At 54.3% G+C, this 12506-nt stretch carries 10 protein-coding genes and 1 pseudogene; 6 read left to right on the top strand and 5 right to left on the bottom strand.

All coding sequences use genetic code 11. The features are described 5' to 3' along the window. Positions 1-90: 90 nt before the first annotated feature. The 3 genes and pseudogenes from MELB17_RS08375 to MELB17_RS08365 form a co-directional block, all read left to right on the top strand. Positions 91-387 (top strand): annotated as a pseudogene (locus tag MELB17_RS08375) (porin); the annotation flags it as partial. Positions 388-631: 244 nt separating this feature from the next. After that, the gene (gene nosP / locus MELB17_RS08370; protein WP_036184177.1) at positions 632-1795 is read left to right on the top strand and encodes a nitric oxide-sensing protein NosP; all 1164 of its coding nucleotides are present in this window, start codon (positions 632-634) and stop codon (positions 1793-1795) included. After that, positions 1779-3980, top strand: a complete 2202-nt coding sequence (locus MELB17_RS08365) for a NahK/ErcS family hybrid sensor histidine kinase/response regulator (protein WP_050774917.1) — start codon at positions 1779-1781, stop codon at positions 3978-3980. Before nosP ends, MELB17_RS08365 begins: the two co-directional genes overlap by 17 nt. Before the next feature lie 57 nt (positions 3981-4037). Here MELB17_RS08365 and MELB17_RS08360 read toward each other — a convergent pair whose 3' ends face one another. From MELB17_RS08360 to MELB17_RS08340, 5 genes are all read right to left on the bottom strand, one after another. Beyond that, a complete protein-coding gene (locus tag MELB17_RS08360; protein ID WP_036184174.1) occupies positions 4038-4715 on the bottom strand; it encodes a response regulator in 678 nt (225 codons plus the stop codon). Between the two features lie 312 nt (positions 4716-5027). Further along, on the bottom strand, positions 5028-5831 hold the full coding sequence (locus MELB17_RS08355) for an ABC transporter permease (protein WP_007349749.1): 804 nt from the start codon (positions 5829-5831) through the stop codon (positions 5028-5030). Next, positions 5828-6553 (bottom strand): ATP-binding cassette domain-containing protein, encoded by a 726-nt coding sequence (locus tag MELB17_RS08350; protein WP_007349748.1) that lies wholly within the window; start codon positions 6551-6553, stop codon positions 5828-5830. The genes MELB17_RS08355 and MELB17_RS08350 overlap by 4 nt, the downstream gene beginning before the upstream one ends. After that, positions 6550-7524 (bottom strand): YVTN family beta-propeller repeat protein, encoded by a 975-nt coding sequence (locus MELB17_RS08345; protein ID WP_007349747.1) that lies wholly within the window; start codon positions 7522-7524, stop codon positions 6550-6552. The genes MELB17_RS08350 and MELB17_RS08345 overlap by 4 nt, the downstream gene beginning before the upstream one ends. A gap of 42 nt (positions 7525-7566) precedes the next feature. Beyond that, the gene (locus MELB17_RS08340; RefSeq protein WP_007349746.1) at positions 7567-8742 is read right to left on the bottom strand and encodes an ABC transporter substrate-binding protein; all 1176 of its coding nucleotides are present in this window, start codon (positions 8740-8742) and stop codon (positions 7567-7569) included. 312 nt (positions 8743-9054) lie between these two features. Here MELB17_RS08340 and pedF point away from each other — a divergent pair, with 312 nt between their 5' ends. The 3 genes from pedF (at position 9055) to MELB17_RS08325 (ending at position 12503) form a co-directional block, all read left to right on the top strand. Beyond that, positions 9055-9483 carry a cytochrome c-550 PedF gene (pedF, locus tag MELB17_RS08335; RefSeq protein ID WP_007349745.1) on the top strand — a complete coding sequence of 143 codons (429 nt, stop codon included), beginning with the start codon at positions 9055-9057 and terminating at the stop codon, positions 9481-9483. 78 nt (positions 9484-9561) lie between these two features. Continuing rightward, on the top strand, positions 9562-10518 hold the full coding sequence (locus MELB17_RS08330; RefSeq protein ID WP_036184158.1) for a substrate-binding periplasmic protein: 957 nt from the start codon (positions 9562-9564) through the stop codon (positions 10516-10518). 209 nt (positions 10519-10727) lie between these two features. Beyond that, complete coding sequence (locus MELB17_RS08325) at positions 10728-12503, top strand: PQQ-dependent methanol/ethanol family dehydrogenase (protein WP_007349743.1); 1776 nt, start codon at positions 10728-10730, stop codon at positions 12501-12503. Positions 12504-12506: the final 3 nt, after the last annotated feature.

Here is a 12506-nt window from a genome sequence, read left to right as displayed (position 1 = left end):
GTGTCTGTTTGTCAGATTATACAGGACAGAAAAATTATCTATACGGATTTTTGTTAAGGGACACTAGCGGCATCTGGTTTTACATCAAAGGGTGATAATCCAACACTGATTGGCAACGGTGCGGTTACTGAAGACGATGCCGACGGCTTTCTGGTGCAGGGTTCTTACACCTTTGGGCCAAACCGCGCGGTGTTGTCTTACGGTGAGACGGATGCCGAAATTGGGAACTTCGAAACCGAGAGCACCACCCTCGGCTTCTTCCACGATGTGAACAGCAATTTCAAGCTGGTGGCGGAATACAACATGTTTGAACAGCAGAATCGCACGACCGGTGCCACCACCACCGACGCGGACACCATCGCCGTTGGCGCGGTTGTCACCTTCTAAAAACGCTTCGCCACAAGCGGTGGAGCCATGGCTCTGCCGCCTTGCTTGCGTCGCTGGCTAGAACTAAAGTGCTGGTTTTCTGATGGGTGTACCAACCTTGCTGTTTGACATTGATAAAGGAGTTTTCTAATCAATGGCTTACGATAATTTTGGTGCGCCCGTAAAAAGCACTGAAGTTGCATTGGCGAACAGGCTGCAGTCCGTAGAATGTGATAGAAGGTCTTTTTCTGCGGAACTACTCTCTATGCAGCCAGTAACCACTCAGCCCGCTGTTCGTGTAGCCAGTACGTGCCTTCGCGAGCCGGTTTTGGCAGCAAACAGTCTTGCCAGTCAACTCAGCCACTCGCACTTGGGCTATGTTCTGTTTTTTTGTTCTGCAGAGTACGACCTGGAGCGGCTTGGGCCGGCTTTGCAGAAGGTGTTTCCGAATATTCTCCTGTCAGGTTGTACGTCGGCAGGTGAAATTACCACTCGTGGTTACGATCGGGGGTGTATTACAGCCATTGGCTTCGATAGCCGTTTCTTCTCGATCGACTGCGCGCTGATTCGTGAAATGGATCGATTTTCGCTCCTTGATGCTCAAAATGTTATTAATAGCCTGCTAACGAATTGTCGTAACGCGCGTCTGGCACCCATCAAAGGCAATACGTTTGCCATCACCCTGTTAGACGGGCTTTCAAGCCGTGAAGAGTTGGTGCTTGCCACGCTCAATGCAGCGCTTGGCAGCATCCCGCAATTTGGTGGATCCGCCGGCGATGACGAGCGTCTCTCCAACACCCATGTATTTCATGACGGCCTTTTTCACGCTGGCGCAGCCACAGTGATGTTGGTGAATACGCCTTTAGAATTTCGGGTATTTTCCAGCCATCACATGACAGAAGGGAAGGAAAAGCTGGTTGTCACGCGTGCCTGCTCAGACAGTAGAACGGTGTATGAGCTAAACGCCGAGCCTGCCGCAGATGCCTACGCCCGAGCGGTTGGGGTATCGACCGACGAATTAGACCGCACGGTATTCGCGCTGCGTCCACTGGGTGTGAAAGTCGGCGGTCACTATTTTGTGCGCTCCATTCAATGCGTTAACCCTGATAAAAGCCTGACGTTTTATTGCGCGGTCGAGACCGGGATTGTGATGACGTCTATGGAGCCTCAGTCGCTGCTAGACAGCGTGCGTGAACAGCTTGAAATCTCTGAAAAAATTGTCGGGCCGCCATTAATTACCATCGGCTGCGATTGCTTTCTGCGCCGCCTTGAAGCCGAAGTAACCGGTAAGGCAGAAGAAGTGTCGGCGTTTTTACGGCAGCACAAGGTGGTTGGTTTTAACAGCTACGGCGAGCAGTTTAACGGTATGCACATCAACCAGACATTTACGGGGGTGGTTATTGGCCAGCCTGATGCCGGTTCCTTGTAGCGAGCAGGCGCACCCGAACGCGGCGCTGATTCAACGCATTGATCTGCTGGAAGCTGAGAACGAGCGCCTGCGCAAAATTCGCGATGCGCTGATTGTCAGGGTGGAATCGGGAACGGCCCACAAACCTGAACCTTATGCTGCGTTTGAGCACTCGGTGGTGCTGGCGGAACAAGTGCGTGAACGCACAGAAGCCTTGAACGACGCCATGGACGAGCTCCGTAACAGCAATAAGGCGCTGAACCGTGCCCGCGAGGAAGCGGAAACAACCCGCCAACGTCTTAGCGATGCCATTGAGAGCATCGCTGACGGGTTTGTGTTGTTCGACCATCGCCATCTGCTGGTTCAGAGCAACAGCCGCTTTCGCAGTTACTGGCGCCATGCCGGTGTTGCCATGCCCGCTGCGGGTACCAGTATCGAAGCCGTTCGGGAGCTGGCGTTCGCGTCGGGTTTGATTGTGGAGGAACATCGCGAGCCTGATTCAGACGGCGTGGTGTTTCTGCTGTCCAATGAGCGATGGGTGCAAATGACCGAAAGACCCACCCGAGAGGGCGGTCTGGTGGTGCTCTATTCCGATATCACCGATGTAAAAAACAGTGAAATGGCGCGCCGAATCAAAGCGCTTGAAGAGAGCGAGCGTTGGATTCGTGTTGTCACTGACCATGTGCCGGCCCTGATCGCCTATGTTGGCGCCGATTTGAGCATTCAGTTCTGTAACCAGGTTTACGAAGCCTGGTATGGCCGCAACGGCGAGTCGCCTCTGGGCAAACGCCTTGACCACGTGCATTCCGACGAGTTCTATCAGCGCCTGCTACCGCAGATGTTAGAGGTGCTGGCTGGTCATAATGTTAACTTCGAATTCGAAGAAACCGGCGAGGAGGGTCAGGTGGGGCATATGCTGCGCTCTTACGTTCCGAACTTCGACGAACAAGGCGATGTTGTCGGCTTTTTTGTGCTCATTCGAGACATTACCGAACGTCGTAAAACGGCACTTGCACTAGAGCAGGCCTATGATGATCTTGAACGCCGCATCAAGGAGCGCACGTCGGCTCTGACCGAGGCGAAGCAGGAAGCGGAACAGGCTAACCTGTCAAAAACCAAATTTTTGGCCGCTGTCAGCCATGATTTACTGCAACCCCTGAATGCCGCCAGGCTGTTCACCAGTGCCTTATTAGAGCAATCGTTTGGCCCGAGAGCCGAGAGCCTGGTACGCTCGGTCAGCACCTCTTTGGATGACGTGGAAAGTCTGCTGGGTACTCTGGTGGATATTTCCAAGCTGGATGCCGGCGTCATCAAGCCAGACGTGACCGCGTTTGATCTGCGTGATTTGTTGAATAATATCGCCCGTGAATGCCAGCAAATGGCCATTGCTGAAGATCTTGTTCTGGACTTTGTGCCGTCTTCGGCCATTGTGGAGTCCGACTCCCAGCTATTGGCCCGCATTCTGCGAAATTTTCTGACCAACGCTATTCGCTACACCAGCAGTGGCCGAATTTTGCTGGGCTGCAGGCGGCAAACGGGGCACGTGCTGGTGCAAGTTTGGGACACTGGGCCAGGCATTCCGCACGATAAACTCGGCGAAATTTTCCAGGAATTCAAACGAATTCGCCCGGAGGGATCACGCCCCGACAAAGGGTTAGGCCTGGGCCTGGCCATTGTGGATAAAATTGCGCGGATGTTAGACCACGACATTACGGTGTCGTCGGTGGAAGGCAAAGGTTCGGTGTTCAGTGTGCGGGTACCTTTGGGGCAATTGCAGCCTAGGTGTACAACCACTGAAGTGCAGCACGTGGCAGCCCGTCATGGCATGGAGGGCGCCAGGATTTGGGTCATCGATAACGATCGCGCTATCTGCGACGGCATGAAAACTCTGTTGGAAGGCTGGGATTGCCGGGTAACCTGCGCCATTTCACTGGCAGATCTGGAGCGCCAGCTTGATCCGGTGACCAGCCCGGTGGACCTGATACTGGCGGACTATCACCTTGATAATGACGAAACCGGAGTGGATGTTGTGGCCAGCGTTAATAGTCGACGGCATTACCCCGTTCCGGTGGTGATGATTACTGCGAACTACACCAACGAACTGAGGCAGCAAATCCGTGACTTGGGCTACGTGCTGATGAACAAGCCGGTCAAGCCATTGAAGCTCAGAAGCACGCTAAACCATCTGATTGGCGGGCCAGAGTGAATGGGGCGCTGAAATCCCCACACAAACGGGGTGGTGCCTGCTCTGTAAGGCGGGTGGTTAGCGCTTCAAATATTGACTGAAGTCCACATCGCTGGCGGACAAAATAGCCTGCACCCGGTTGTGTACGCTGAGTTTGCGCAATATTGCCGAAACATGAGCTTTAACGGTGGTTTCGGCAATATTGAGGTTGTAGGCAATCTGCTTGTTGGATTCACCCTTGGACATTCGCTCCAGCACCAGTAACTGGCGCCGGGTCAGGGAGTTGAGCAGTTCGGGGGAAACCGGGTTGTCATCGTTACGTCGGCGCCGGCCCGCGCTTTCTTTGCCGGTGCGGATGATGTCAGAGGGCAGATACACGTTGCCGTTGAGTATTTGTTGAATGGCTTCGGTCATCTTGACCCGGGGCGAAGATTTGGTGATAAAGCCCACGGCGCCGTAGGTGATGGCTTGCAGCACCACTTGCTTTTCTTCCTCGGCTGACACAATCACCACCGGAATGGTGGGCGCTTCGTTGCGCAGCGTAATCAACCCGTTCAGACCGTGCATGCCCGGCATATTCAGATCCAGCAAAATCAGGTCGAGATCGTCGTTTTCCTTGGCGATTATCAGCGCACTGTCCAGATCGTCGGTTTCGAGGATCTCGCTGCCTTCAAAACCTGACGCGATAACACTGCTAATCGCTTCGCGAAACAATGGATGGTCATCGGCAATCAGGATCTTGTAGGCTGGCTCCATGAACGTCTCTACCTGTTTTCTTTCGCTATCGAGGATTGCTGTGGGTTCATCATAGCCGGTTTCAGGCGAATGTGTGGCATGCGGCTTGGCAAGCATAGCGATCCCTAGGCAACAAGTTTCCGGCGGCCGGTACGGGCCGCGGACCTCTGGTTGTTATTGTAATAAAACTATTACACGTTATATCGGTGTTGAGTTGAATGCGACCATCGCACCAAAAAACAGACACCAAAGTACAATTTTTGCGCGTCGCTCTGATTCGAATTGGGTCTTTGTTTCAGGAACATCGACTGTTGCCCTGGCGCAGCTCAATATTCAGGCTGGCTTAGCGCCCAGTATTTTGGTTCGCTGGGGCCGAAAGCCAGCCGTAGCTAAAATAACCAGTACCACGGTAACCCCCGCGCTGACTCCCCAAGCTAAAGGACTCCACTGCAAATACAGCGAGAAACGAATGGTTTCCACCGCATGGGTAAACGGGTTGAACTGGCACACCCAATACAGCCAGGGGCTGGCTTCGTTCATTCGCCACAGCGGATAGAGCGCGGAGGACATAAAAAACATCGGAAAAATGACAAAGTTCATCACCCCGGCAAAATTTTCCAGCTGCTTGATCCAGGTGGCAATCAACAGTCCCAGCGCGCCCAGCATTAAGCTCGTCAAAACCAGTGCCGGCAGCACGGCAAGGTAACCCCACACTGGCGGTTCCACATCCACCAACAAGGCGACAAATAGAAAGATATAGACTTGAATCACCGACACCACGCCCATGGCCAGAAGTTTTGTGACCAGCAGGAAGGGCCGCGGCAGGGGGCTCATCAGTAGCACCCGCATGCTGCCCAGCTCGCGGTCGTACACCATCGATAGCGCGCCCTGCATGCTGTTGAACAGAATAATCATGCCGCACAGCCCCGGTGCAATGTAGGTTTCGTAGGTGATGTAGGTTTGATAGGGCGGAATAATGGAAATGCCAAGGACTGCGCGAAAACCGGCGGCAAACACCACCAGCCACAGCAGTGGGCGAACTAACGCGCTGGCAAACCGGGTGCGTTGTTGCCAAAAGCGCAGCCATTCACGGGTTTGAATGCCGGCAAAGCAATGCCAGTAGGCTGCGGGTTTCATGAGCCAACTCCGGTGAGCAATTCAAAGGTTTCAGCCAGGGTAGTGGTGCCGGCCCGACTGCACAATTCTTGCCCGGGGCCATCTGCTAACAGCCTTCCCTGGTGTAAAATCAACACCCGGTCTTGTGCGGCAACCTCTTCAATCAGGTGGGTGGCCCAGAGTACCGTCAGGTTATCGTCTGCGCACAGTTGGCGAACGTGGTCGTTTAGCGCCTTGCGGCTAGCGATGTCCAGCCCCGCGGTGGGTTCATCTAAAAGTAGCAGTGTTGGTTGATGCAGCAAAGCGCGGGCAATTTCTACCCGTCGCCTATGGCCCCCATTCAGTGCCCTTACGGGATCGTTGGCCCTGTCCAGCAAACCGAAGCGTTCCAGTTCCTGGTCGCCCCGCAGCCGCGCCTGTTTGCGCGAAAGCCCATGCAGCGCGCTGTGATACATCAAGTTCTGGCGTACTGTTAAATCGAGATCCAGCGCGTTTTGCTGAAACACCACGCCAATCTGGCGCATCGCCTCGGCGGGGTGTTTTTTCAGAGACTGTCCGGCGAACAGGATGCCACCCTGCTGCAACGCCAACAGCCGGGTCAACAAGCCAAAAAGGGTCGACTTGCCAGCTCCGTTGGGGCCCAGCAGGGCGTGGAAACACCCGCTGTCGAGGGCAAAGCTGATGTCGGTCAGTACCGGTTTGCTGCCGTAGCAAAAACCGATATTCCGCGCTGCCAGTGTCATGAGTTCGGGTCGATAACCACACCCCAGGGGTAGCGGCCTACCTTGATGGATTTAATGACTTTCATATCCTCCAGATCAATAACCGACACATCGCCGGACACACCGTTGGTGGTGTAAAGCTGGGTTTCGTCTTTGTTTAAATCCAGTTGCCACACTCGACTGCCGACCAGCAGATAATCCAGAACCTCGTAAGTTTTGGCATCTACCACAGCCACGTGATTAGAGGGACCCAGGGCGACAAAAGCGTATTTGCCATTAGAGGTTAGCTCAATTCCCACGGGTTGCACCCGGTCTTGATTTACGCCGGGCACTTTGAACGACATTTCATGAATTTGCTCGAGTTTTTCCACATCAATAATGTGCACGGTGCCGCCGATTTCGGCGGAGGCCCAGGCGACCTTACTGTCTTTGCTGAATTCCACGTGGCGCGGGCGCTGGCCAACCACAATGTTCTTCTCGATTTTAAACGTTTTGGTGTTGATCCAGTGCAGCATGCTGGTGGTTTCTGAGGTGTTCACCGCCCATTTTCCGTCCGGGCTTACGGCCATGCCTTCGGGTTCAATGCCTACCTCTATCTGGGCCAGAACCACTTTGGTGGTTACGTCCACCACGGTCACAATGGCGTCGTCTTCGTTGGCGATATACAGATGCTTGTTGTTAGGGTGCAGCGCGAACTGCTCCGGATCTTCACCCGAGGGCAGGGTGTCGATGATTTTGCGGGTCGCAAGGTCCAGCACCTGAACGGTATCGTCGTCGCTGGCACAGATGTACAGTTTGGTGAAGTCTTTGGACAATAAAATGCCCCGCGGCCGCGCGCCAACGTTTATGGTTTCAATAACTTCCATTGTTTCTGTGTCAATAACAGACAGTGTGTTGTCCTTTTCATTGGACACATAAGCCACGCTTGCCATCGCAGGCGCGGACAATCCGATCAGGGCGGCAAAAGCGGTTTTTCTGAGCAGCAATTTCATCGAGAAGCTCCTTGTTATTCTGAATGGCGAGCGCTCAGGCGATCAGCCGTTAATACGACACGTGCTTTCCGGCTCATCAAAACCGAGGGTATCCATTTCCGTAAGCGGATGAATAAAGCCTTCAAACGGTGCCGTTGCCACCAGCCCCCTTGGGTGCACCAGCGGAATAGGCTGGCGCAGTTGGCCATTCCACAGGCGATAAGTCAGCTTCCGGCCCTTAAAAGCCGCCAATTGAAAACGGTCACTGAAGACAAGCTGGCGAACGCTGCGGGGATCGGCGCTACCAATCTGTGTGACAGCGGTGCCTATAGAGCGCACGGCGGCCCAAGCGGCATAATCTGCGCTGTTCATATCGCGGCCAGCCAAGTCATTGAAACGGCTCTGCAATTGCGCTGCGCCCCAGCTTTCTACTACCCGGTGCCAGGCTACGGGTGACATGCCCTGCGTGCCTACCACCGGCCGTGGCAGCCATGTGTTAAACGGCACGTACTCGCCAAAATCACCGCGCACGTCGGCCACCACCACCGCATCGTAATCTTTGGCTTGAGTGAATAATGGCAACTCCTTGGAGGCCGTGCGGCGCAAATCGGCATCAAAGGTCCAAGGCCTGTCTTCAATGATTTTCACTCCAAAGCGCTTGGCTGAGCGGCGAAAGGCATCGGCCCAGGCCACATCGGCTTCGGTCGGGCCTGTGATTAGAAACACCTCGTTCCAGCGTCGTAGCTGCAGCCACTGGCTAAGGGCATCAGTGAGCATGGCGTAACTGGGGATGGTGTGCAGCAGGTTGTTGTGGCACTCGCGGGTGCGCAGTGCGTCGTCTGCAGCCCCTGCATTGAATACCAGCGTGTCGGCCGTGGCTTTGTCCATAATGGCGGCCAGTGTGGTGGCCGGCGCGCTGACCACAAACAATTGCACACCTTCTTGCTGGAGATTTTCAAACGCAAGAATGGCGGCCTGTTCCGAATCAGCCACGTAGGGGGTCAGTTCATAGCGATGGCCGATGAATTTTCCGGTGGTGCTGTTGTCAGCCATAGCCAGTTCGGCGCCGCGCAGGCCGGCATCCGCTGGCTCGGGAAGCACGTTTGACAGCACCGGGCCTGAGTCTGGTGTCCACTGCACGTAGCCGACTTTTACATCCACCGTGCTTGCCGCAACGGAAGGCATTGCAGCCAGTGTGATAAACAGAAACGTGGCGATCAGGGATGCAGTTCGAAACATGGGGCTCTCCGGCTTTTTCTTGTGTGATCAGCTTAGTAAAGGGGAAAAGTCCCGGGAATATTCAGAAAGTAGGAAACTGCCAGTACTAAAGGACTATTCCGCTCACAGGCAGCCTGTTTAGCATGGTGATAAGGCTTGCGTTGGCCCCCTCGCGCTTTGGTTTTAGCTCCGACTGTACTACTACCAAGGAACTAAGCCGAAACCTCCAAAGTGGCATTTGGATTTGCTGGCGAGTTTCTTACACTGACTGATGTGTCTGGCGTCTTACAAATCCAATAGCCAGAGCACGGAGAATCAACAGAGGTAACAACCATGGCAATCTCTTTTCCATTTAAAGCACTGGCAATGGCGGCCTTGTTGGGCGCAACGGGTTTGGTCATCGCGCACGGCAATGTCACCCCGCAAGCGGTAGATACCGGCGACCTCCCGGTATTGGGCGCTGAAATTCTGTTTGAAAATCCGTTCCGTGAGGGCGGTTCCCACGGTGATGCGAGCGCCTTGGCCGTTCAGATTGGCGAAAGCGCCTACGCCGGCAACTGCGCTGCTTGCCACGGTATTCGGGCAATGTCTGGGGGCCTAACGCCAGATTTGCGCGAACTCGAAGAATGGGACGACGAGTACTATATGGGCCGGGTCCAGAATGGCACAGACCGGGGCATGCCGTCGTGGAAAAAAACGTTGGATCAGAATGCGATCTGGGCTATCAGAACTTATGTTGAATCCTTGCCAAAGCCTGAGTGAATGGTGCTAGCCAAAGATATTTTCGGTTCGTTACCGGGCTGGGCATCGTGCCGGCCTTTCGCTGTTGGAGAGAAATCAATGAAGGCGCTGTTACGATGTCTGGTAATGATGTTGGTTTTTCAAACGGGTATGGCTCAGGAAGTGGATGATGGCGACATGCTGCTGAACCGGCCCGCTGAGCGTAATTACGACATCATTATTGAGTCCGGTTATCTGAAAGTGGGGGTATACCAGAATTTTCCACCCTATTCTTACCTGGTGAACAGCGAACCCCAGGGTATTGATGTGGAGCTGGGCAAACGCATTGCTGCCGCTATGGGCGTGGAATTCAGAGTGCACTGGATTGTGCCGGATGAAAACCTGGGGGACGACCTGCGCAACAACGTCTGGAAAGGGCACTATTTGGCCAAGCGACGCTTGGCAGACGTGATGATGCGGGTACCTTACGACAAACAATACGCCTATATGCAGGATTCTACTGGCGAGTACATGAACGAGCAGGTTGTGCTGTTTGGTCCCTATCAGCAGGAAACCTGGCAAATCGCCTACAACCCGCAAAAGATGGATTCGGTGGAAACCATCGCCATGTTTCAGTACCACCCGATTGGCGTAGAAATCGACACCTTGCCGGCCTTCTACCTGACCTCCGGACTGAACGGCCGCCTGCGCGACCAGGTGCGCCACTACACCAACGTTCATGAGGCATTCAACGCCATGCTTAATGGCGACGTCAGCGCCGTTATGGGCATGCGCGCTGAAATCGATCATGAGCTGTCGAAAGCTGAAAACAGTGGGTTCAGGCAGGCGGGTAATGCTTTTCCCGGTATTGGCAAGCAAGTTTGGGATGTGGGGATGGCCATCAAGAGCACACACCGACAGCTGGGTTATGCCCTTGAAGAGATTGTTGGCAACATCGTTAAGTCGGGGGGGTTGGAAGGGCTGTTTGCTGACGCTAACCTGCGCTACAGCGTGCCCCAGTATTATCGGGCGTTCCTAAGCGAAGAGGCGATTGCGCAGGCTGAGGGCAAACCCTAACGCCCGTTGCGTGTGGCTTGCTATCGCAATTTTGGTTTAAACCCACGCCTTTGACGTGGGTTCTTTGTGGGTAGTACGACCAAGTGATGAGAAAACCACGCCTGGGGACTGATTGTTGATTGCACCGGTAAAGCTAAGAATCTGTACAGAGGCGGGAAAACTTCCCGGCTTACCGAAAACCGACAACAAGAAACTCGGAGAGCGCAACCATGAGATCGAATAGATTCGGCATTCGCATTGCCGTCAGTGCCCTGGCTTTGGCCGTTTCCTGCGGGGCCCAGGCGGTAACCGACGAAGACATTCTTAATGACGCCAACACGCCTGAAGACATTGTCAGCTATGGCATGGGTACTCAAGGGCAACGATTCAGCACAATTGAAGATCTGACCACTGAAAACATCCGCTATTTACAGCCCGCGTGGGCGTTTTCTTTTGGCAGCGAAAAAATGCGCGGCCAGGAATCCCAGCCAATGATTAAAGACGGCGTGATGTACGTAACCGCCTCTTATTCAAGGGTATACGCCATTGACGCAAGAACCGGCGAAGAAATATGGCAATACGATGCTCGCTTGCCGGATGGCATCATGCCTTGCTGCGACGTGGTCAACCGCGGCGTTGCCTTGTACGGCGACAAAGTCTATTTCGGCACCCTGGATGCCAAACTGGTGGCCCTGAACAAAGACACCGGCAAACCCGTGTGGATTAAAAAAGTAGCAGACTACCAAGCCGGCTATGCCATTACTGCAGCCCCTCTGGTGGTGAAAGGTAAGCTGATTACTGGGGTGTCTGGTGGTGAGTTTGGCATAGTGGGTAAAGTGGAAGCCTACGATCCGGAAACCGGTGATCTGGTTTGGACCAGGCCCACGGTAGAAGGCCACATGGGCTACGTTTATAAAGATGGTAAGGCCATTGAAAACGGTATTTCTGGCGGCGAAGCGGGTAAAACCTGGCCTGGAGACATGTGGAAGAACGGCGGCGCGGCCACGTGGCTGGGCGGCACTTACGACCCGGATACCGATTCGTTATTTTTTGGTACTGGCAACCCGGCACCTTGGAATTCGCATTTGCGCCCGGGAGACAACCTGTTCTCGGCCTCTCGCCTTGCCATTGATCCAGACGACGGCAGTATCAAATGGCACTTCCAGACCACACCCCACGACGGCTGGGATTATGACGGTGTTAACGAGCTGATTTCGTTCAACTACGAAGAAAATGGTAAAACCGTGATGGCCGCGGCTACCGCTGACCGCAACGGCTTTTTCTATGTTTTGAACCGTGAAAATGGCGACTTCATTCGCGGCTTTCCGTTTGTAGACAAAATTACCTGGGCAACCGGGCTTGACCCAAAAACCGGTCGGCCGATTTTTGCCGAAGGTGGACGCCCGGGTGATCCGTCGTCAGCCGAGGGGATGAAAGGTGAAATAGTGTTGGCGCAGCCATCGTTCCTTGGTGGTAAAAACTGGATGCCTATGGCGTTCAGCCAAGACACAGGCCTGTTCTACGTGCCCTCCAATGAGTGGTCTATGGACATTTGGAACGAGCCCGTATCCTACAAAAGAGGCGGAGCGTATCTGGGCGCAGGTTTTACCATCAAACCAACAAATGACGATTACATTGGCGTTTTGCGGGCTATGGATCCGAAAACCGGCGAGGAAGTGTGGCGTTATGAAAACCCGGCACCTTTGTGGGGCGGGGTAATGGCCACCGCTGGCAACCTGGTGTTCACTGGCACTCCGGAAGGCTTCCTGAAAGCATTTGATGCTAAAACCGGCGAAGAACTCTATAAATTCAACACCGGCTCAGGCGTGGTAGGCACCCCGGTGACCTGGACCATGGACGGCGAGCAGTTCGTTTCGGTCGCGTCGGGCTGGGGTGGCGCCGTTCCGCTTTGGGGTGGTGAGGTGGCTAAAGTAATCAAAGACTTCAACCAGGGCGGGATGGTCTGGACCTTCAAACTGCCGAAGGATCGTGTTGCCAGCAAGTGATTC

Source organism: Marinobacter sp. ELB17 (genome assembly GCF_000169375.1).
Lineage (GTDB): Bacteria > Pseudomonadota > Gammaproteobacteria > Pseudomonadales > Oleiphilaceae > Marinobacter.
The sequence above is the reverse complement of the archived record's forward strand: the minus strand, read 5'-3'. Positions and strand labels throughout refer to the sequence as shown.